The following is a 22,535-nucleotide window of genomic DNA, read 5'->3' as shown; positions in this document are numbered from 1 at the left end:
CCATCGGGCGGCGGCTCTTCCCTTTCGCGTTCCAGGGCGTCTGGGGTGCGGGTGAGTGCTTCCCGTTCGGGAAACATGGACGGGCGCGGGGGCGGTCGGGGTCCAGCGCGGATAGCATCGATGGCGAATATACCCGCGCCGCCGGACGGCGCCCGATGAAAGGACCGACCGCCATGTTGTGGAACTACGACGTCAGCGACAAAGAAGAAGCGGAGCGCATGGCCTCGCTCTACGGCGAGGACTTCACGCGTGCCGTCGAGCCCGGAATGGAAGTCGAGACCGGCCGCAACCTCGTCCGACGCTGCGGCAACGAACTCGGCGTCGCCACCTGGGAGGCGTACGACTTCGACCCGGACACCCGGACGTGCGAAACCTTCTCGAATCGCGAGGCGGCCGAGCTCTGGCTTTCCGGGTCCCTTTACCTGGACGAGTGTAATGAGCTGGACGATCAGCTCACCCAGTCAGTCAAACGCATGGCCACGCTTGTCGCCAACATGTCCGGCGGTCGATGGACCGCCGGGATCCAGGAATACAGGGACGGGCGCAAGTCGCTGTCCTTCCAGCTCTCCGACGAAACGGGCTTCTTCCTGATCACCTCCCCCATCTGCAAGGCATCCGAGCTCGCCCTGGGGGTGGTCCGCGACCGCGTGCGCGAGGAGCTGGCAGACCTCGACCCGTACCGCGAGGCGCTGGAGGCGTGCCGCCGCGCCGAGGACAGCTCTATCGCGCTCGACAAGCTCGCGTTCTACGAAAAGCTCAAGGACCGGGACATGCCGGTGCTCCTCGGGGCGCTCGCCGTCGCCACCGAGCAGAACCAGCGCGCGATCGGACGCCTGCTCGCGGACAGGAAATTCGAGGACATGCCCGAGCTGCCGGATGCCATCAATCCCATGGAGGCCGCCTTCGCCGAGGCCAAGGGGAAGCTCCTGGAGTGGAAGGAGGGCGGCCACGGCGACGGCATGTATTATCACGACACCGCCTCATCCTACCTCGATGACTACCACGACATGGCCGACGAGATCGGCCGTCCCCTCCTGGAAGGCATCGACGAGATGATCGAATACGGCTACGTCGACGAGTCCGGCATCTACGAGAACCCCTTCGCGGCAATCGGCACCATGCTCGCCGAAGCCGCACTTGAGCATGCGCGTGCGGACGCCGAGTACTTCGACGAAGACTTCCGCATGCGCGCCACGGAGGGCATCAATTTGTGGACCGTCGCCAAGGAAATCATCGAGGCCGTTCCCGCGGCCAAGCCCGCCGAAGAGGAGCCCGCGCAGGCACGCGGGCCCAAGCACTAGACTCCCGGAGCTACCATGACCAGAAAACACGCAACCATGACGGACGGCGAGGGCATCTGCCTCGCCTTCCAATCAGAGCACGGCGGCTTCGATTGCAGCGAGGCCTCCATCGACCGCATCTCGGGCGCACTCATCTGCCACGACGGCACGTTGGAGGGCCTGGGCGAGGGCGTCGCCGACGCGGCGATCTACCCCACCGCCGAGATCTTCGCCGGCGCCCGCCTGCTCGCGCTCGACCGCGTCGCCGAGGGTTACGCCGACGGCCGGGACGCGCACGCGATCGACGCCGCGGCGAAGTCGGTAGCGGAATCGGTACGCCGCAACTGCATCGAGCTCGGCGGTGCCGGCGCCTCGATGATCGATTTCGCGGGACACCCGTTCGCAGCGTCGCAGTGGATCGGCAAGAACTTCAGGACCTCGATCAGCGAGGTGGACGCGCGCCGCCTCATGCAGGACCTCACGCTCGTAGATATCGCCAGACTCGACCGCTCCCGCCCCCTCATCGAGGGCCTGGGCATGCAGGCGCGCGAGAGCATCCTGGCGTTTCTGGACAGCATGGAGGAGCTTCGCGCATCGTCTGTCGATGTCGAGCTTTTCGACCGGCTGATGACCGATGACTTCAACGTCGTCCGCACGCTCGGCCGCGACAGGTCCCGCGAGCTCGGCACGGTCACGGTCCACGGGCGCGACATCGAGATCTCCTGCACGCTCGCCGACGGGTTCTGCGCGACCGTGCGACCGCAGACCGGCACCATCCTCACCTTCAGCTCGAGGCGCCTCGGCTGGCACGGCTTCCAGTCCTCCCCCCTCTCGTTCGGGGGCTCCACGGTCTCCATCCGACACGACATGCCGAGCGCGAGGCTTGCCCGCGACTTCGACCTCGCGGCGCTCTCCGCCGAGGCGGAGAGCGCCATGCGCGAGCTCGGCGTCCCCGTCCCGGCGGCACTCAAGTACGTCAAGGAGGAGTGCGAGAGGGTTTCCGCGCGCTGCGACGAGATCGAGGCGAAGGTCGGCGCGGCCGTCGATGCCCTCGCGCAGGCGCCTGCGAAGGGCATGAGCCCCGCGGCCATAGCGGCAGCCGCCAAGGCGGCAGCGCATGCCGGTGAGACCGGAAGCGCAGACATCAAGGTTCACAGATAGAAAGAGGTATGTGTGATGGCTTTCAATGTAAGGCAGATGCCGGCGGACCGAGCCGCCGCGCTCATCGGGGAAGACGACGTCGCAGTCTTCTCGCAAAGGCTCGAGACCATGGCGGCGACGTCGCAGTTCGATCTGGAGGAACCCGATTCGACCCGGCTCACGTTCCTGTTCGAGGTCGGAAAGGACGATCTCTTACGTGAGGGGAAGTGGCTCGACGGAGTCGATTACATGTCCGATCTCGTCTTCGAGACCCCGCGCGACCTGGCCGGCAAGATCTTCAAGAGATTCGAGACGTTCGCGGATGACGACCATACTCCATCGGAAGCCCTCGCCGACGTCCGCTGGGGCTTCGCGAGGTTCGGCGGCACCTGCACGGTCCTCAGCGGACTCAGTGAGAAGGAGGCCTTGGATATGGAAAAGAAGGGCGATGTGGGCGCGAATACCCCCAATGGGAAAGCAGGCGCGGAGCAGCACCCGGAAGCTCCGGCGGAAAGTCCGGTCGACCTAGCGCATAGGGCGGCGGCTGCCGCACGGCGCAGCCGTGTCCAGATGGAAGATGCCGCCACGCATCTCGCGCGTCACTGATTTCCGGAGGTCCGAATGTTCCTGCATGCAGTAAAGAAACCGACCGGGGAGGCCCGGGCCGGCGCCACTAGGGCGGAGAGCGCATCGCCAGAGCGAAAGGCGGATTCCCCTAGAGTCCCGCCTTTCGGTTCGAATACTGCGTCCTGCACGACGGGGAACAGAACTCGCGTCTCTTCCCCCTGGTTTTAACCAAAATGCCGTTCCCGCAATTCTTACACGTCGCGGGGACATATCCGTAACGGTAGATAATCGAGCCGAACATCGATGCAGCCGCGGAGTGGAATAGATACCTGGGCAAAGGCTCGTTATCGAAAATCGATGGCTCGCTTACGGACCATCCGAGGGGTTCGCCGTCTTTCGTAGTCAGCCCGCGCAGCATCTCGACGGTAGATTCCACGAAAGCGACCGCTTCGTCTCTCTGATTGCCTCCATCATCGATGCTGAGATACAGCTGGGTCTTCTCGATTTCCGGCTTCCAGCAGACGTCGAAGAACGGCGCGCCCTCGCCGGTCTTTATCTGCGCGGTTATCAGAACCGCGTTGGGGACTGATCCGAAAAGAACCTTGTCCTTCTTCGGACTCAGGTCGAGAATCCGCGTCTCCAACGGGTTGATGACCATATAGCCGAAGACGTTCTCGAACCACTTCGACGAGTAGTTGAGAGTTCTGTCAAAAGACGAGTTATGCTTAAACGGCAAGACGTAATAGGAGTCCTCGAGCTCCCCGGCGATGCGGGATCGGTGTATTTTGTCGAAGTGCCTGAAACCGCTTCTCTCGAGTACGTCGCCGCATCCGGACCTGATGTTCGCCGTCAGCCTCAGTACCAACGACCCGAGGTTTCGGCACAGTACGATATCCTCCAGAGGCTCGACCACGACAGTGCATCCAGGATCGGCCTCCCGCCACCTTCTCAGCTCGGCAAGGCCATCGGATTCGATAAGGCCGTGCCTTTCGATATCGCGCGAGACGGAGGCCCGAGACGGATAAAGAGACGAGGCGCTGCCCGTCGCAGACACCCCCTCAAGGCACAGTTGGAGATAGAGGAAGTCTTCGTCGCAACGCGTGAAACCACGCTCGCCGCCGACGGACTCCTCCACGACCTCGATGGCCTCGTTGATAGACAACCGCCTATTCTCCTCTTTATAGATACTGCGATCGATGAGCGGGCCCGATTCCGAGATTGCCGCGACGAGCTCGTCGAGCGTGCCCCACCGAAGCAAGTGCTCGGCCAGATCGAAGTCCATAGGCGCTGTCGCCGGTACCGGATTGTCGGACCCGATTACCTCGAACAGCGAATGGAAGCCAGTGTTTCGGTTCCTTGCGATGAATACGCTTCTGATCATTTGCCAAACAACACCAACCTAGATAACTGCTGCCCATAATCGCAATCGTACCCACGGCATAAAGTTAATTTCAGGTCCGTGGTTAATTCTTCCCAACGTCAACCGTCATTATCTGAATACCCGGGATAGAGGAAACGACATCTGACGCCATGCCTCGGTCGAGGCTCCCCCGGGCCGTCGCTTCCCGTTCGGGAAGGCGCGTTGGCGCTGGCGTCCCATGGGGATACGGTATCCGAGATAACGCAAACCAGACCATGAAGGCGAGGCACCGATGGCGCGCCGCTCCCGCAAGACGCTTCAGGCAGAAGGACAGCTCTCCCTTTTCGCCATGACCGACGACTTCCTGTTCGCCGTCACTGAAAACACGGAGAATGCCGTTGACAAAGCCGCCGAGTCGCGGTCTTATGTAAACCAAATCGCGGGCGAGCCGCCCGCCGACGCATCTCGGAAGGGAGACGAAGATGGCCGTCCTGAAGCAACCGTATACGGGAGTACGCGGCATGAGGTACCAGTTCATGCTGGACAACCTGCCGGAGAAGGTAGCCGAGCTGAAGGCATCCGGGGAGACGGAATCGTATCTCGAGCAGATCGAGACGGCGTACCGCAACCGGATCAGCGAGCTCACGCCGGGCTGCATGAAGTCGTGCGGGGCGACGCCGGAACTTCGCTCGAGCGACCTTCCGAGCTTCATCAAAAAGGCGAACTCCGCCGAGGCGATGGCGACCGAGATCGCGATCAAGGAGATCATCGAGGCCATGTAGGGGCCGCCGAGGCCGAGACCCCGACGCCTATCGACGAGCCTGCCGACGACGCGGCGACCATCGACGCGGTCGCCGGCGTGGACTCGCAGTGCGCCGGCAGCCCCATCGCCCGCGCCAGGAAGAACCTGGCCGCCCTGGAGGCGCTTGCCGCCGCCGAGGAGCGAGGCAGCGCCACCGCCGCCGAGATTGTCGCCATGGAGGCCTATTCGGGCTGGGGCGGCGCGCAGAAGGCCTTCTCCGAGAAGGCCGAGGGCGAGTGGGGCGAGATCCGCGACAGGCTCAGGGAGCTGCTGAGCGAGGACGAGTTCGCGTCCCAGCGCCATACCGTCCTCACCGCCTTCTACACGCCGGCGCCCGTCATCGGCGCCATCTACGACGCGCTGCGCGAGGCCGGCATCGGCCGGGGCGACAATCCCGCCGCCATCCTCGAGCCGGGCTGCGGCACCGGTAACTTCATGCGCCTGGCGCCGGCCGACCTCGCCCTGGACTTCCACGGCGTGGAGCTGGACCCGATCTCCGCGCGCATCGCGCAGGCGCTCTGCCCCAAGGCGCACATCACCGCCGCCGGCCTCGAGGAGTGCCGGGTCTCCCCCGCCTCCTTCGACGCCGCGATCGGCAACGTCCCCTACAGCGGCGACATCAAGATCGACGGCATGCCGATCCACGACTACTTCATCAGGAAGAGCATCGAGTCCGTGCGCCCCGGCGGCATCGTCGCGGTGCTCACCAGCCGATACACGCTCGACAAGAACTCGACCGCGACCCGCCGCGCCATGGCCGAGAAGGCCGAGCTCCTGGGCGCGGTACGCCTGCCGGCCGAGACGTTCAGGCGCCAGGCGGGAACCGAGGCGCTGAGCGACATCCTGCTGCTCCGCCGCCGCCCCGAGCCCATCGCCCTGTCCGACGACGAGCTTCCCGAGTGGGTCGAGACCTCGCCCTTCGAGGACACCGTCAACATCAACCGATACTTCAACGAGCATCCCGGCCGCGCCATCGGCGACATGTCGATCGTCAGCGGTCCCATGGGCCCGACGCTCGGCGTCAGCTTCAAGGGCGGGGCCACCGCCCTCGGCGACCGCGTCTCCGACCTGCTGCGCGACAGCGTCGACCGCGCCGACGTCGTCGAGATGGCCGCAGCCGAGGAGGCCGCCGGGGTCTCGGCGGTCCCGACCGCGCCCACGAAGTTCGAGTTCTCCGTCGCCGCGGACGGCACGATCTGGTACGGCACGGAAGACGCCGTGGAGCCCTTCACGCCCGGCGGCGGCAAGACCGGCCCCGAGCGCGCCCGCGCCATGCTCCTGCTTCGCGACGGCGCCCGCGCGCTGCTCGCCCTCGAGCGCGACCCCGGCGCGGACGACGACGAGGTCGAGGAGGCCATCGCCGGGCTCTCCGCCGAATACGACTCCTTCCTCGAGCGCTACGGCCGCATCAACTCCAAGAAGAACCTCGCCGTGTTCCCCTCCAAGGGGTTCACGGACCACTCGCTGGCCCTCAACCTCCTGAGCCTCGAGAAGGTTGATTCCAACGGCGAGGTGACCGGCAAGGCGGACATCCTCAAGAAGCGCCTCGTCACCCCCGAGGCGCCCACGCCCGAGCACGTCGGCAACCCCTCGGACGCCCTCGCCGTCACGATCGATGCGCGCGGCGGGGTCGATATGGACTTCCTCGCCGACCTCATGGAGACCGACGTGCGGACCGCGCTCGAGCGCCTGGGCGACCTCGTGGTCTCCGACCCCGACGACGCGACGCACGTAATGACCGCCGACGAGTACCTTTCCGGCGACGTGGGCGGCAAGCTCGAGCACGTCCGCGCGCTGCTGGACGCCGAGCGCGGGCGCGCGGAGCGCCAGACCCGTCAGGCCTGGAACGAACACCTCGGGTTCTCCGTCGATGCCGACGGCCTGCCCGACGACGCCCGCGACGCGCTCGCGCAGCTGCGCAAGACGCACCTATGGGAGAGCAGCCTGAACCCGACGACATCGCGCTTCGCGGTAGACGGTTTCGCGCACTCCGAAGGCCTCGACCGCGGCGCCCGCCGGATCAACTGGGACTGCTGGCCGGCGCTCATCCCCCTCGCGCTCGAGGCATACGACGGTCCGCGCCCGATCGCCGTGCAAGACGGCGACGACCGCGCGTCGGTGTCCACCGGCAACCCGCTGATCGACCTGCTGGCCCGCGGCCTCGGCGACTTCTATTCGGGCCAGATCGACAAGGACGTCGCGAAGACGCCCGCGCACGCGATCAAGTACCTAGTCTGCGACAGCGGCCTTTCCGATGAGGAGCTGGGCGCCTTCTTCGCCGCGGGCGGCTCAGGCATCCTCAACAGGTCGGAGTATTTCGAGACCTTCCGCGCGGTCGCCGGCGTCGAGATCGAGCCGCCCGTCCGCTCGTCCTACGGGGAGGTCTCCGTGAGGGAGGCGCGTATCGAGAACGGCATGCGCCTGGCCCGCGCCCTCAGGGCGGCACCCGATGCCGTCGAGTACCTGTACCGCATCGAGCGGAAGCAGCGCTCCGAGGACCGTGTCACGAAAGCCGATCTGCTCCGCCGCGACGGCCGCCCCTCCTACCTGGTCGACTACTATTCCGGCGAGCCGGCAAAGCTGTCCGACCTCGCCACCGAGGAGGGGCTGGAGCGCTTCCGCGAGTACAAGGCGCACTTCATGGAGGCCGCCAAGCTCGCCGTCCCGCCCGTAGATCCGGACCGCGTCGCGGCCCTCGAGCGCCTGGAATCGCGCCTCGAGGCCGTCCAGCCGGTCAAGCTCGTCCCCGGGCAGATCGCCTGCCAGCTCGGAAGCTCCTGGGTCCCCGCGTCGGTGATCCGCGACTTCGCGCTCGAGACCTTCAAAATCGGCTACGGGCACGAGAGCCGGGTGCGCGGCAGCTACCAGACCGCCGCCCAGGCGCGCGGCCTCGAGGTCCGCTACTCCGAGGTCTCCGGCAGGTGGGGCGTCACGTCCGCCAGCGGCGGCATGGACGAGTCGGTCGCGAAAAAGTGGGGCGTGGGCTCCTACAACTGCTTCATGATCCTCACCGCCGCACTCAACGGCGGCCTCATCCAGATCGAGAAGGACAACCCCGACTACAACCCGGTCGCGGAAAAGTCCAAGAAGAAGATCCCCGACCCGGTGGCCACGGCCGCCGCCAACGCCAAGCGCCGAGAGCTCGAGGAGGCCTTCCGCGAGTGGGTCTGGAAGGACGAGGGCCGCGCGGCCATGCTCGCCGACATCTACAACCGAAAGCTCAACCGCGTCGCCCCGCGCGCGTACAGCGGCGACTACCTCTCGCTGCCGGGGATGTCGCCCGACATCCAGCTCAGGAAGCACCAGCGCGACGCGGTGGCGCGCATCATCCAGGACGGCGAGGGCACACTGATCGCGCACACGGTCGGCGCCGGCAAGACATTCACCGGCATCGCCGCCATGCACGAGCTCAAGCGCCTGGGGCGAGCCCGCAAGCCGATGATCGTCGTGCCGAACAACCTCACCGAGCAGTGGGCCGCCGACTACCTCAAGCTCTACCCCGACGCGAAGCTGCTCGTCCTCACCGACGCCGCGGCGAAAAGCCCGGACTCGGTGCGCCGGTTCTGGGGCCAGGCGGCATCGGGCGACTGGGACGCCGTCATCGTCGGATTCAGCCGCTTCGAGAAGCTGCAGATGTCCTACGGGGCGCAGAAGGCGGCGCTCACGGCGCGCATCGACGAGCTCGAGGAATCCAGACTCATGGAGCTGGAGGACGGCGCCGGGGAGAAGGACTTCTCGGTCAAGCAGATCGAGGGCGTGCGCGACAAGTTCAAGAGCAAGCTCCAGTCGCTCGAGAAGCGAAACGCATCAAAGACGCTCGAGGGCGCGACGTTCGAGGAGGTCGGCTGCGACGCGATATTCGTCGACGAGGCCCACTACTTCAAGAACCTCGCGGTGTCGGGCGGCTCGGTGCCGGGCATGCAGACCAGCGACGCCGCCAAGTGCGAAGATCTCCTGATGAAGTGCGAATACCTGCGCGGCAACGGGCGCGGCAGCAATATCGTGTTCGCCACGGGCACGCCCGTCACGAACACGATGGCCGAGCTCTACAACATGCAGCGCTATCTCTCGCCGAGCCTGCTGGCCAGCCAGGGGGTCTCGAACTTCAGCGCGTGGGCCAAGACCTTCGGCGAGGTCACCGAGACACTGGAGCCGAAGCCCGAGGGCGGCGGCCTGGACATCAAACGCCGCTTCGCCAGGTTCCAGAACCTCCCCGAGCTCATGAGCTCGTTCCACTGCTACAGCGACATCATGACCGCAGACGACCTCGACCTCGACCTCCCCGAGCTCGAGAGCCACGCGGTCGCGGTGCCCGCGACGCCCGAACAGCTCGCCGAGGTCGAGGCGCTGGTGAAGCGCGGCGAGAAGGTCCATGCCGGTTGCGACCCGAGCGTGGACAACATGCTCAAGATCACCGGCGACGGCAGGAAGGTCGCGCTCGACCCGAAGCTGCTCTACCTCGAGGACGACCCCGACATGGAGCCGCTTTCCGGCGGCAAGGTCGACGCATGCGTGCAGAACATCCTCGACATCCGCGAGCACACCGAGGCCGAGCGCGGCGCCCAGCTCGTGTTCGTAGACTCCTCCACGCCCGCCTCCGGGCGCTGGAACATCCAGGACGACGTGCGCCGCCGCCTCATCGAGGCCGGCGTCCCCGAGTCCGAGATCGCCTGCGTGACCGACGCCAAGGGCAAGTCGAAGCAGAAGGAGGCGCTGTACGAGAAGGTGCGCGACGGCGATATCCGCATCCTGCTGGGGTCGACCACGACGCTCGGCACCGGAACGAACGTGCAGACGCGACTCGCCGCGATCCACGACCTCGACTGCCCGTGGCGACCGTCCGACCTCGAGCAGCGATTGGGGCGCATCGTGCGCCAGGGCAACGGCTTCGACCACGTCCACGATCTCCGCTACGTCTCGACCGGCACGTTCGACAGCTACCTCTACTCCATCGTCGAGCGCAAGCAGCGCTTCATCAGCCAGGTGTTCACGAACAAGTCGCCCGTGCGAACGATGGACGACCTGGACGAGACCGTGCTGTCGCTCGCGCAGATGAAGCAGATCGCCGAGGGCGACCCCACCGTGGCCGAGCGCATGGACGTCGAGAACAAGATCGGCCAGCTCAAGCTCATGATGGCATCGCACCTGGAGGGCCTGGCCGACGTCCAGCACAAGATCGAGACGCAGTACCGCCCGCTCGTCGAGGCGCTTACCTCCCAGCGCGACATGCTCGCCGACGACGAGATTCCGTTCGCGGAGGCGGACCTGGTCCGCCAGCAGACGCTCGGCTCCAAGGACAGCTTCCTCACCGTCGGCGGCACGCACATCGCCGACAAGGAGGAGGCCATCCGGGCCCTGCGCCGCGCCGCCTACGACGTCCGACCCGGCTGCCAGGAGACCATCGGGATCTACCGCGGCCTGTCGGTCGTGTGCCGCCGCCAGCACGTCCTCGACGACGACTGGCTGCCCTATATCGGCCTCGCGGTCGATGCCGCCAAACACGTTCACATGTCGGACAGGGTCTTCCCTTCCGGAGAGAAAGGAGCATTCACCGTGCTCACCCAGATGGACCGCATCATCGCCCGAGACGCGAAGGGCCCCGCCGAGATCGAGCTGAAGCTGCGCGAAGCGCAGCACGCGCTCGCCGACGCCCAGAAGGCGGCCAAGGAGCCGTTCCCCAAGCAGGCCGAGCTCGACGAGCTCGAGCAACGCCTGGCCGTCCTCGAGCAGGAGCGCATCGAGGCCGAGCTGCAGTGCCAGCGCGAGCAGGCGCAGCGCGACGAGGCCGAGGCCGCCGCGATCGAGGTGGGCGTCGAGGAGGAGCGCGAGACCGAGCGCGAGCACGAGCGCGCCGCCGCGGCCGACGACGAGGCCCGCGAGGCCGCACGCATGGCGGAGCTGCGCCGCCAGGGGCTCATCTGCGAGGACTCCGCCGCGCACAATGCGGCGACCGCCGTGCCCAACGGCGTCGCGCTCGGTGTCCCGGGCGACATCGCCGAGGCCGCGCGATGCTCGGCGGCCGCATCCGCGCACGATGGGCACGCCGAGGGCGAGAAGCGCAAAGCCGGCATGTAAGCCGGGGCGCTTTTAGGGTATATGCCATGAAGGACACGTCCGACAGGGGGCCGGTCTCCGGCCCCCTGTCCCCTTGAAACCGAAAGGACAAGCCATGCAGCCGCTCGAAATCGACTCCGCCGTATTCTGCGACGGCGCGCACTACACGATCATCTCCCGGGAGAACTCCAGCATCCTGACCTGCCCCGTCGGGAGCGGGGCGGGCGGGTACACGCTCAACAGGGTCGAGGTGCGCGACATCGACCGCGAGGCCGGGCGGCTGACCGGGCACGCCGCCTGCATCGCCGTCGACGTCCCGACCTGGTGCCGCATCGCCGGAGACCCGCTCGACGCCGTCGCCGACGCGCTCGCCGACCTGCTCGACGAGACGCCCTCGCGCTTCGAGCTCGAACAGCTCGCCGCCGCCTCGCCCCTCCTCAAGGCCAACACGCCCGGCATCCCCGTGTTCCCGAGAGGCATCGCCCCCGCCGCGAACTCCTACACGCTCGCCGGGTGCTGCCGCGCCGCGCTCGTGCGCGGGCTGTCGAGCCCGGAGCTGTACGCCACCGCGCTCATGGCCGCCGAGACGGCGATATCGACGGCCCGGCAGTTCGGCGTTAAGGTCCCTGAAGCGATCGGCACCTCCGAAGGGCTGTTCTCCGTCACGATCGGCCTCGGCGGGACCGATACCGCCGAGATCGGAGTCAACTGCGTCGACGCGCGCAGTGACGGAGGCGTCCTGATCGAGGGCGCCGCCTATCCCATCGCGGACGGCGGGAGGGAGCGCGCGTTCTTCGGGTTCGTGGACACCGCAGAGGACTCGAGAGACTACATGCGCGAGGTCCCGGACGGCGCCGACGGCGTCAAGAGGCTCGCCGACGCGGCCCTGGCCGCATCGTGCGCCACGCTGTCGCCCAACACGGCCGACCCCTGCCTCGTGGCGCGCCTCGCCGCCGAGTCGCGAGAGCGCTCCCGCTCGCTCACCGACCCGTGCACGCAGGCCCGCGGCGCCAAGAGGGCAGCTGGTTCGAGCAAACAGGACGGGACGGCCGACGGGCGCAGGCCCGCGCTCTAGGGACGGCGCTTCCCGTTCGGGAACATGCGTTCACACGGCCGCGCCCCGACCATATCATCAGGGCAATATCCACATCGCCGCCGCTTTTCCGCGGCGGATCCCTTTAAGGAGCTGCGCCATGGAGCATATCGTCCTCGAATATGACGAGAACACGCGCACCGCGCTCGTCGTCGCCACTTCGGGCGGCCACGAGCCTGTCCTGAGCGGGCACGCATCGCCCTACATCGTCGCCGACGGATACGATTTCGAGTCCCGTTCCTGGGGCGCCGGGCACTACTTCACCGACATCGCCCAAGCGAAGATCGACTACGAGCGCTCGTGCCGCCATCCCTACCCGCTCGCCGAGGGCAAGCTGCGCGGCGACGAGTTCTGCACGATCCGCTGGTGCCGCGATGACGTCGCGGAAGCGTTTTCCGACTTCCTCTCCTACCCCGTCCCCGCCACCGAGAAGAACATCGATGCCGCGATCGGACAGCTCATGGCGCATGACGGCTTCCAGGACCGCTCCATCGAGGACGGCTGGGAGACCATCAGCGCCATCATCGACGAGGATGCGCTCGACCTTGGCATCTCGACCAAACAGGGCGCGGACTTCTACAGGGACGCCTTCGGGCTCTCGAGCTTCACCGAGGCCGTCGTCTGGCCGAGCAGCGATAGGGACGCCGCGTTCGTCATGACTTCCGCCGTGGACGGCGAGGACGGCGACCTGGCAGTCTACAAGATCGATGCCGGCCTCATCGGGGACGACGAGATCACCGTCGACGATATCGAGCGCCTGGGCGGCAAACGCGAGCTGTGCGTGTACAAGCACGGCCTCGACGGCATCGAGGCCATCCGAGCCTTCGCCAACCGCGTCGCGGTCGATAGGTTCGATGAGCGCTTCGGGGTCAACAACCTGTACGGCGAGCTGCCCGACCTCGCGCCGACGCTGCGCAAGGTGACCGAGGATGCCCGCACGGCCGCGCAGAAGCCCCTCGACCCGCAGGCCATCGCCGCCGCGGCGCTGTCGGCCGCCGAGGGCGGCGCGAAGGGCGCCGTCGAGCTCGTCGGCAACAAGCGCTGAGTTCACTTTGCCGCGGCAGGCGGTTCCTGCCGCGGCGTTTTTTCGTTTGGGAGTTTCAACATGGATGGAACTATCGATTTCATCATCCTCGAGCACGACGACGTTGCCGGGTGCGCCCTCATCGCCGGTGCCGTCGACGGGGTCGTGCCGGCCATCGACGGGTACAACACGCCCTACGTCGTCGCCACGGGATACGACCATCCGACCCGCGAGTGGGAGGACTGCACGCTATTCGACGACATCGTGAAGGCGAAGCTCGCCTACGAGGGATTGCGCGGGCGGGAATACTCGCTTGACGGGGTCATGCGCCGGGGCGGTTCCGCCACGTCGGATATCCGCGGGTTCACCGATGCGGAGCTCGCAAACGAAATCGAGAAGGCGGGCGCCGCAATGGTCGAGCACGTTGATGCCCATATGGCGCATGTCCACGGCCTCGACGGCAGCGAGAGCGACAGCGCCGCATACTACGCCGCCCGAAAAAGGTACGCGGACCTGAGGCTCGAGAAGGACCGCAGGCTCCGCGCATCGATAGATCCCTGACGGAAGGAAAGTCCACGCGAGCCGCAAGCCATGGCCGCAGCGGCCGCCAAGGCCGCGCTGAATCGCGATGGAGCCGAGCTCGGACGAAGCGGCAAGAAACAATAGGGCCGCCACACCGTCCGCGGCAATATGATTGGAGTATCGAAATGGAGACCGTCCCGCATGTCGTCCTCGAGTATGACAAGTGGAGCGATTGCGCGCTGGTCGCGTTGACCGACGACGCCCGCTCGGCCGTCCGAGGCGGCACCGACATGCCCTATCTCGTCACGAGCGGCTACCACCGCGGATCGCGCACCTGGGCCAGGGCAACGCCGTTCGGCGACATCACGCGCGCCAAGGTCGTCTTCGAGCACCGCGTCGGCCGCGACTACACACCCAACGAAGGCAGGCTCCACGACGACGAGATCATCGCCTGCCGCTGGCGCCGCGGCGATATCGCCGGGATCCTGGAGGAGTCGCTTGACTACCCTATCCCCGCGACGAAGGAGAACATCGATACCGCGATCAGGCAAATCGCGCATGTCCGGGACCGTCTCATCGAGCATGGATGGAGGGAGATGGTCGATTCCATCCGCGTGGAACGTCTCGACCTCGGTCTCGGCAGCTCCCAGGCGGATAACTTCTACAGGGGCGTATACGACGTGACCGCGCACCACAATTCGATGTTCTGGCCGTCGGGCGACGGCAATGCGGTTCATGTGTCCCATTGCCGCTTGGGAGACGGCCCCTCGTTCGGGCTCATCGTCCGCACGATTCCGGCCGCGGCAATCGTCAACGAACCCGTCACCTTCGAGAAGATCGACCGACTGGGTGGGAAAATCGAGCTTTGCGTGGACGGTATCGATGCGGATATCGGTAAAGTCCGTGCCTTCGCCAGCTCATCGCCCGTCGTCCGCGCCTTCGTCGACCCCCTTTGCGCCTATATCCCGGCACCTAGCGATTCGGTCAGGGAGCAAGAACGCGACATCTCGCCCTACCTGCGCCAAACCGCGCAGCGCTGCCAGCACATCTCGCACCCGATCGACCCGCCCGAGACGGCCACGCCGCCACGCCACGTTCGGCGGCGCGGCGGCGTGGCCGGTATATCGAGGACATAAGAACCAGTAACCAGCGGCGGACGCCTGCTTCCACCGCCCTATCCGTTAGGAGACCCAACATGAACGACAAGCTGGACCATTTCGTCCTCGAGTATGACGACGAGAGCGGTCTCGCCCTGCTGGCGATGACCGAGGCCGACGGCGGACGCGTCGCCGACGGCGCAGGCCTCCCGTATGCCGTGGCCAGCGGCTACGAAGCGGACTCGCGCACCTGGGAGTCGATCGAGCGCTTCGACGACGTGACGCGCGCCAAGCTGCGCTTCGAGAAGGGCCGCGGCCGCGATTACGCGCCGACCGGCGGCAAGCTCTACGATGACGAGTTCATCACGCTCCGTTGGCGCCGCAAGGACATCGCCGACTCGCTTGAGAGCGATTGGGGCAACTTCGGCTTCCCCATCCCCGCAACCGAGGAGAATGTAGATTTCGCCATCGACCAGCTCGGGAACCATATCGACGACACCATCTACAGCCAAGGCTGGGGCGTCATCCATGACTGTCTCGACCCCAGCTCGTTCGATTTGGAGGTCGGACACAGCAAGCAGGTCATTGAGTTTTACGAGCAGGTCTTCGACTGCGACGGCGACTTCTATCCCACCGTCAACGTCTGGCCCGCGGTCGACGGCGGCAGTGTGCATGTCTCCGTCTGCCCCGTCACTTTCGGGGAGCGAGACCTGGCCGTCTACAAGGTCGATGCCGGCAAGATCGGCGATGGACCCATCACGATCCGCGACCTCGACGACGTTGGCGCCCGTGAGGTCCATGTCGACGACTTCGCGGAGAAGCCCGAGGAGGTGCGCTTCTTCCTGCGCACGGATGCCGACGTGTACCTTTTCGGCTCCAGCCTGGGCAAATCCCTCGCCGTCGAGGATGCGGATGAGGAGGACATCGCCCCGGCCCTGCGCGAGGTGCGTACCTACTGCATCGGTGCAAGCAAGAATCGCGATCCGCAGCTCATTTGCGCCAAGGCCCAGGCGGCCGCGGCAAAATCGGCCACGGCCGAGGGCGATGCCGGCGGCAAGAAGCTCTAGCGCGCCATGGCCGCCCCGACCGTCCGAACGGTAAACGCGCAAAACCAAAACTATCTGGTCTTTGCCGCCTCAAATGAAGCGGGATGGCGGCGCTATCTCGAGACGCTTTCCCGGCACACGGGTTGCGCCAACGCCTTCTACAACCTGTCGGCGATGAACTGCGCCGGGCTCGCCGCATCCGACTGGCACGAGTCCCGCGAGATCCTGCCGATCGCCACATGGAGATCGCTCTTCCCCGGGGCGGACATCAAGGCAGCCGACGGGTGCCGCGGCGTCTACGGCGTCAAGTCCAGGCCGCGCGGGTCGGGCGGCGGGCTGTTCTACGTGGACGAACTGTTCCCGCCGGCGCTCCTCGTGGGGCTGCCGCCCACGAGGCTCAGGGGCGCGGCCCGCGTGCTCGACCTGTCGGTCGATATCGCCTCCGCGTCGTGGAATGACGCCAAGGCCGGGCTGCACCGCCTGGTCAACATAGCCGACATGGACGGCGACGCCGACGCGGCGCCGGAGGCCGAGCGCGTGCCCGTCGCATGGGACGACCTCGACGAGAACACGCGCTTCGTCATCGAGGCGCACTTCCGTGCCCAGGGCCCCGGGTGCGCCAGCCCCGTGCTGCCTCCCGACGACGTGAGGGCCAAGGCCTCCTCGCTCAAGAGGTACGTCAACGAGATCGTGAAGACCGCTGCGCCCCTCATCAGGCAGATGCGCAACGGCTACCGCGCCGCCTTCGAGAGGCACCGCCGGTACGTCATCCCCGAAAGCGATCCCTCGAGGGAGAGCGTGCGCGGCGCCGCCGAGAGCGGCATCGCGGGGAAGGCGGGGGGCGTGGAGGAATCCCGCTTATTGGAAAGCGGTGACCGCCCTACACCGATGGAAACACTGCCGCTAGAGGTCTCCAAAAACGGCGCCGGGCTGCATGTCGATGTGGGAGAGCTCGCGCGCGAGCCCATCGAGAAGGCAATGAGGGCTATCGGCAGGCATTCCAGGGCGGATGGCGATGGGGCGGGTATCGAGACCGCGGTCCCCTCTTCTATGGAAAGCGTCGGGGATGCCGGCGCCACCGGGCGGCACTTCGCGCGGAAGGACGGCATCGCAAGCCCTCTCGGGGCGGGTCCCCAGGGCGGGAGCCTTGAGGTGGCGCATACGGGGGCGGAACCCTGCCCCGTGACCCCTCCCGTGCCGATGCGGGCCGCAGGGGCCGGCGATAGAAGCCCTGATGCGAAAACAGATCGGGGCACAGCTGGCGATACAGGAGGGGCCGTACCGGCCGGAGAGGGCGGGCGGCTCGCGGAGTCGCGCGCAGAGGCCCATGAGCGCCGACGGGAGCGACTGGGACGCCACGGGCGGCCGATGGAGCGCGGAGCGGACGACGGCGGGGAGGTCGACGTCCTGCGTCCCCGCGGGCGGCGCTACCGCCGCGAAGAGGGCGACGGCGAAGCCGGCGGCCCCGAGCGCCATGCGATGCGGCGCCGGCGCTCACCTGAGGCCAAGCCCGAGCCCGTGGCGCCGCCCGAGAAGTACTACCCCCACGGCAGGCCGCCGCGGGAGACGGCGGGACACGCGAAGAGCGCCGCCGCCAGGACCGCGAAGGACCGCGGCAAGAAGAAGAAACCGCCGACGGGCAAGGGATCGTCGTAAGGAGATTGGTCTATATGGTTGAAAGACTCGAGACCGCGGCCGAGACCGGCGCCGAATACTATATGGTGACGGTCTCCGAGTCCGTCACCTTCAGCTATCCCGCGCTCGCCACGGACGCCGAGGCTGCCCGCGAGAAGGTCGCCGCGCTCATCGAGGCGGGACGCGTCCGCGCTCCGCTCGACTTGGTCGGGGCGCCGTGCCGCCGCGAGGGAATCGAGGTCGTGGATGCCGTGGAGTCCGAGGACCTGAGCTGTAGGCAGGTCTGCGCCCAGACGCTCACGCCTGGCGAGGCCGAACGGCTCGTCGACGACGTCGAGGCCGGGAAGCTCTACGAGAAGACGCCGCCGCAGATGGCCCATGCCGCCAAGTCGATCCTCAAGAAGACCGGCTCGGGCAAGCTGACGCCGACCAAGCGGCAGAGGAAGTGACCGGGTTTCCCGTTCGGGAACCTTACGGGCCGCCGGGCCGCATCGCGGGACGGCGGCCCTACCATCTCGGGTATCAGAGTGCCGGCTTTTGCGAATTGGAGTGCATCGATATGGACGCAGACAGACGGAACGATACGGGTATTTTCAGATATACCGATGTGGAGTACACGCCCGAGGGCCATACGGACGCGTACCGCTGGGACGATTTCCTCGGGATCGCGGGCGGCCACGTCTACAGCGCCATGGATACCATCGATATGGTATCGACCGGCGGCCAGTACGAGGGGGATGAGCCAGAGCATGCCTATGCCTGCGAAATCGTCGGGTGCTGCGGTCTTAGCGACGGAGTCGCGCTGTTCCGCCCGGTGTCCCACGACGGGGCGGACCTGATCCAGATCGCGTTTCTGCGCAACGATGTCGACGACGCCACCGGGGCGTATACCGAGCGATTTGAGGCGGGGTCGTTCGACTTGCCCGCCGCCGACCTCCCGCGTTCCGAGTTCGGGGTCGATCTCCTGGAGTATTTCAGCGGAAGGTCGTTCAAGTACACGCCCGGCGTGAGCCGCGGGCTCGACCCGCGCGAGGCGGTCGATTCCATTGAAGACGCCATCGGATGCGATCTCGAACTGTTCGACGGTTTCTGGCTCGGCGTGCCCGGCGAGGCGGATATGCGCGTCGGTCCCTATACGAAGAAGAGCCTCCTCGACTTCTCGTATTACGCCAAGGAGCTGTCGTGCAGATACGGGTTCGCCGACAGCGATATCCTCGAAATCGCCCGGCACCTTCCTGATGAATGCCCCGACTGCCTCGCGGCGGTAAAGGCCTACCTCGATTGTGAGTACGTACCGGACGGCAATGCGCCCGACGAGAAGACCTACCGCTGGGGCGACTTCCTCGAGATTGCCGGCGGAGACGCCCGCTACGCGGCCATGCTCGTCGACAGGACCGCGGCGGGCGAGCCCGAAGCGGGACTTCACCCCGAGACGCTTGTCGACCAGGACATCCGCGACGGCGAGGCCTTCATGCTCGCCGGGCGGCCCATCGCCCCGGAGGACGCTTACGACCTGCCCGGAACCGTCCACGGACTCTATAAGGAGCTCGCGGACAACGTCGACCGCTTTGGCATGCTCTTCCGCGACTGGCGCGGCTTTGCCGCCGGCACCGATGCGGACGATGTGCTGCGCGCGATCGACGGAGCGTTCGGCGAGACCGAGTACAGCCGCGCGGGCACCGTGCTCGGCGCCTATGCTGACGACACGTTCATGTCGCCCCTCTATGTGGCGCAGGATGCCCCGCGCGACGTCACGCCGCTCACGCCCTGGGAGGACGAGGACGGGGTGGCGTTCCTGTCGCGCACCCTTGATGCCGATGCGGGCGCGGGCGTCCCCTGCCTGTGGTACTGCATGCGCGACGGGGAGCAAGGCTTCGAGGTCGGCGGCGTCAAGCTCGACTGCTCGAAAATCGGTTTCGACGAGGTCTCCGCGGCGGCGGCCTCCAACGGCATCGACTGCGTCCTCGCCTATCTCGAGGAATCCCCCCGCGGGCTTGAGCCGCTGTGCGATATCGCCGTGCGCCGTGTCGATGCTGGGATGTCCGATGTGGTCAGACACTTCGGCAACCGGGACGAGGCCATGGCGATGCTCGGCGCGATCACGGGATGCAGGGTCCAGGCCTACGGCGTCGACACGCTCACCTACCGCGCCTCGCTCGGCAACGCCGCGGCGGCGAAGCTCGCCGCGGGGGCGCTCGCGATGAATGATCGCCTCAGCGGGCGGGGTAACGCGGTCGAGGCCGGGTGCCGTCTCTAGCGAATTGGCTTGCGTCGGCGTGATATTTGACCCGGGGCCCTTTTCGGGTCCGGGGCCTTTTGCGTTCAAGACCCCAGCAGGCCTGTCGACTTCCCGTTCGGGAAAGAGGGTGCGTGGCCATGACTGTTGGCGATTCGGGCGGGTACTATCGGTCTATAGCGGTGACCGGACCGGTCCCGTGCCTTCGTTTCCAACCGAAAGGACTTCGCCATGAATCTCTTCATGCCCGCGGAACGCGTCCTCTACGACCGGGCCTACTACCTCTCCGATGAGGCGGAGAAAGACTACGCCTTCGAGGTCGCCGAGGAGCACGGAGTCGACGTGGGCGAAGTGCTGTACTCCGACGAGCTCATGAAGGAGGTCCGCAATGCGCTCGACAGGGACATCGACCTCTATCTCGACGACGAGATCGCCAACTTCGATTCCATGCTCCGCGAGTTGAAGTGCGGCGACGACCCGGAGCACCCGGCTGAGATCTCCGTGGTCGCCATGGGGTCGGTCGGGCGCTGGGACGTTCCCTCCCGCGGCCTCGTCGCGGCCAACTCGCTGCGCGACCTCATCGACGGGAAGGGCAGCGCGGATGCCCTCGTGGATTGCCAAATCGACCGCATCGTCGACACGAACGGCACGTTCAGTATCGAGGCGTCCCACCATGACGGCACCGCCTACCTGGACGTGCGGCTCATCTCCGGGGTATCGTTCGACGGCAAGGGGTTCAGGCTCGGAGGCGAGCGCTACGCGCCCGGCAAGATGGACCTAGATGATTTCCATATCCTCCTCGGCAACCTCTACGATGTGTCCGATGTCGGGCCGTGCTCGCTGCCGCATTTCGCGGAGCGTGCCTACGGCGCGGCGCAGAAGTCTTACCGCTTCGGGGAGACGGTGTTCGATATCTACTGTGAAACCAGCGGCACGGACAAGCCCTATAAGGTCATGGTCTCGGCGGGAGAGACTGTCGGCAAGGATGCGGGAACCCGTTTCGCCTCCGCCGAAGAGGCGAAAGCGTGGTGCTATCGGTACTCCATGCGCGAGCTCGCCGACGAGGAGAAGAAGCCCGTCCCGGGCAAGGTCGCCTCGGCCGCGAAGAAAGCCGCCGGGTGTTCCGCCGGCGACGGCACCGGGGATGCCGGCGCGATCAAGCTGTAAAAGCGCGTTTGAAAGGATATGGCCATGGCCGAGAAATACGAGCTCGACAGGTGGGCGGCGGTCGTCTGCAACGGCTTCACCGCCGTCAACGTGATGTCTTCCGGCAACGTCGAGGAGTTGGGCTGGGACTATACAGAAATGGAGCTCGACCCCACCGGGACCTGCGGGCTTTTTGACGGCATGCTGCTCGACTGGGACGACGACACGCCCGCGGAGCGCCGCGACCATGAGGCGTACTTCCCCGACGCGTTCACGGTGGGAGCGCGCATCCTAGCCGACGACTGGGACCACGAGCTCGGCAACAACGAGGTGCGTTCGCGCTGTTTCGCCATCATCGAGGACGCTGACCAGTTCACCGACCACGACACCGCCCGCGACTGGCTCTGCGAGAGCACGATGGCGGACTTTTCCGAGGTCGAGGCGAGGACATTCTTCCAAAACCTCACGCTCATGGACTCCGAGGAGATCGCGAAGCTGGACGGGCGCCCGATCATCCCGTCCGCGGGAGCCGATGAGTGCCGCGCGGCGGTGCTCGCCTTCAACGAGAGGATGGTCCCGCGCCGCCGCGAACTCGGGCTCGGTGACACGGCCGTGGTCGGCAAGACAAAGAAGTCGGAGACAACGTCGAAGGTCGTCCCCATGAAAAAAGAGCAGGCGGTCCACGGGCTCGGTAGGGTCGATTTCTCCGGCCTCGGCTACGGTTGGGGAACGGGCTATCCCGACTCGCTTTCCGTCGACGCCATCGGCATCGATTTCCCGTCGGGTGAGCATAACATCATCCTGAACTTCTCCCCCATCACGCATGCCCCCGATGTGGGCGGCAGGAAGCTCTTCTGCCATGAGACGACCATCGGGTATGACCTCAACGCCGATTCCTGGTCCGGCGCCACCATCGGACCGGACTTCTGGACCCTCGACGGCAAGGAGGCCCGCGAGTTCGCAGAGAATATCGGGCTCGACCGCCTGGCGGCGCGCGCGTGCGTCAGGCTCGGCATCGAGGCACCGGGGCTCAAGAGCCGCGAAGCGCTCCCGATCCCCAAGGCCACCGATGTCGTACCCGAACCCAGCGTTCAGGCGGAGGCGGCCAAGAATGCCGTGACCGAGGTCACGGTCATCCCCGTGTGGGTCAGTTTCCCGGACGAGCCCGGTACCGCCCAATATCGACTCTTCTGCGAGCAGGACACGGAACCGCTCGATATCGACGAACAGATCTTCTTCTCCGGCTATACCGCGGAGGAGCTGTGCGGCATGGTCGGCAAGACGGTCAACGGGGACTTCACTATCGTGGGCGTCGAGGAACCGGAAAAGATGAAGGCCACCTACGTGCGTCCCGTTCAGAAGGCCTACAACCCTGCCGATATGGCCGCCGCGGCCAAGAAGACGGCCGCGGCGAAGCTATCGGGTGACGGCTGTGGCGGCGGGAAGCGTATCTAGTGCGGACCGTTCTCATTGTCGATTGATGGCGGCCTTTCCCATTCGGAAAGGGTCGTTCTCGTTGTCGGACGGTGCGGG

The 22,535-nt window shown here is 66.4% G+C and carries 16 protein-coding genes; 15 read left to right on the top strand and 1 reads right to left on the bottom strand.

Annotated features, from left to right (window positions below):
* Positions 1-218: 218 nt before the first annotated feature.
* Genes ELEN_RS04355 through ELEN_RS04345 form a run of 3 tightly spaced genes read left to right on the top strand, consistent with a single transcriptional unit; the run spans position 219 to position 3,026 of the window.
* A complete protein-coding gene (locus ELEN_RS04355; RefSeq protein ID WP_174262968.1) occupies positions 219-1,301 on the top strand; it encodes a hypothetical protein in 1,083 nt (360 codons plus the stop codon).
* 15 nt (positions 1,302-1,316) lie between these two features.
* Complete coding sequence (locus tag ELEN_RS04350) at positions 1,317-2,441, top strand: hypothetical protein (RefSeq protein WP_015760237.1); 1,125 nt, start codon at positions 1,317-1,319, stop codon at positions 2,439-2,441.
* A 15-nt stretch (positions 2,442-2,456) separates the two neighbouring features.
* On the top strand, positions 2,457-3,026 hold the full coding sequence (locus tag ELEN_RS04345; protein WP_015540179.1) for a hypothetical protein: 570 nt from the start codon (positions 2,457-2,459) through the stop codon (positions 3,024-3,026).
* Between the two features lie 109 nt (positions 3,027-3,135).
* On the opposite strand, the gene ELEN_RS04340 is transcribed toward ELEN_RS04345, so the two are convergent.
* Positions 3,136-4,269, bottom strand: a complete 1,134-nt coding sequence (locus ELEN_RS04340) for a hypothetical protein (protein WP_015760236.1) — start codon at positions 4,267-4,269, stop codon at positions 3,136-3,138.
* Positions 4,270-4,868: 599 nt separating this feature from the next.
* Between ELEN_RS04340 and ELEN_RS04335 the strand changes: the two genes are divergently transcribed.
* The 12 genes from ELEN_RS04335 to ELEN_RS04280 all read left to right on the top strand — a co-directional run bounded on the left by ELEN_RS04335 (position 4,869) and on the right by ELEN_RS04280 (position 22,457).
* Entirely contained in the window at positions 4,869-5,129 is a 261-nt protein-coding gene (locus tag ELEN_RS04335) for a TnpV protein (protein WP_041691710.1), read from the top strand.
* 77 nt (positions 5,130-5,206) lie between these two features.
* The gene (locus ELEN_RS15680; RefSeq protein ID WP_015760234.1) at positions 5,207-11,224 is read left to right on the top strand and encodes a DEAD/DEAH box helicase family protein; all 6,018 of its coding nucleotides are present in this window, start codon (positions 5,207-5,209) and stop codon (positions 11,222-11,224) included.
* Positions 11,225-11,318: 94 nt separating this feature from the next.
* Positions 11,319-12,278, top strand: a complete 960-nt coding sequence (locus ELEN_RS04325; protein ID WP_015760233.1) for a hypothetical protein — start codon at positions 11,319-11,321, stop codon at positions 12,276-12,278.
* A gap of 118 nt (positions 12,279-12,396) precedes the next feature.
* Positions 12,397-13,341, top strand: a complete 945-nt coding sequence (locus tag ELEN_RS04320) for a hypothetical protein (protein ID WP_015760232.1) — start codon at positions 12,397-12,399, stop codon at positions 13,339-13,341.
* Positions 13,342-13,401: 60 nt separating this feature from the next.
* Positions 13,402-13,881 carry a hypothetical protein gene (locus ELEN_RS04315; protein ID WP_015760231.1) on the top strand — a complete coding sequence of 160 codons (480 nt, stop codon included), beginning with the start codon at positions 13,402-13,404 and terminating at the stop codon, positions 13,879-13,881.
* 146 nt (positions 13,882-14,027) lie between these two features.
* A complete protein-coding gene (locus ELEN_RS04310; RefSeq protein WP_015760230.1) occupies positions 14,028-14,978 on the top strand; it encodes a hypothetical protein in 951 nt (316 codons plus the stop codon).
* Between the two features lie 59 nt (positions 14,979-15,037).
* A complete protein-coding gene (locus ELEN_RS04305) occupies positions 15,038-16,006 on the top strand; it encodes a hypothetical protein (RefSeq protein WP_015760229.1) in 969 nt (322 codons plus the stop codon).
* 6 nt (positions 16,007-16,012) lie between these two features.
* Complete coding sequence (locus ELEN_RS04300; RefSeq protein WP_015760228.1) at positions 16,013-17,641, top strand: TrbL/VirB6 family protein; 1,629 nt, start codon at positions 16,013-16,015, stop codon at positions 17,639-17,641.
* A 14-nt stretch (positions 17,642-17,655) separates the two neighbouring features.
* Positions 17,656-18,069: a hypothetical protein gene (locus tag ELEN_RS04295; protein WP_015760227.1), complete on the top strand. Its 414-nt coding sequence runs from the start codon at positions 17,656-17,658 to the stop codon at positions 18,067-18,069.
* Positions 18,070-18,179: 110 nt separating this feature from the next.
* The gene (locus ELEN_RS04290; protein WP_015760226.1) at positions 18,180-19,877 is read left to right on the top strand and encodes a hypothetical protein; all 1,698 of its coding nucleotides are present in this window, start codon (positions 18,180-18,182) and stop codon (positions 19,875-19,877) included.
* Between the two features lie 210 nt (positions 19,878-20,087).
* Positions 20,088-21,023, top strand: a complete 936-nt coding sequence (locus tag ELEN_RS04285) for a hypothetical protein (RefSeq protein ID WP_015760225.1) — start codon at positions 20,088-20,090, stop codon at positions 21,021-21,023.
* A 24-nt stretch (positions 21,024-21,047) separates the two neighbouring features.
* Positions 21,048-22,457, top strand: a complete 1,410-nt coding sequence (locus ELEN_RS04280) for a hypothetical protein (protein WP_015760224.1) — start codon at positions 21,048-21,050, stop codon at positions 22,455-22,457.
* Positions 22,458-22,535: the final 78 nt, after the last annotated feature.

This window comes from Eggerthella lenta DSM 2243 (assembly GCF_000024265.1).
In the GTDB taxonomy this organism is placed as follows: domain Bacteria; phylum Actinomycetota; class Coriobacteriia; order Coriobacteriales; family Eggerthellaceae; genus Eggerthella; species Eggerthella lenta.
Note: the sequence above shows the minus strand (reverse complement) of the source record. Positions and strands in the feature narration are given on the sequence as shown.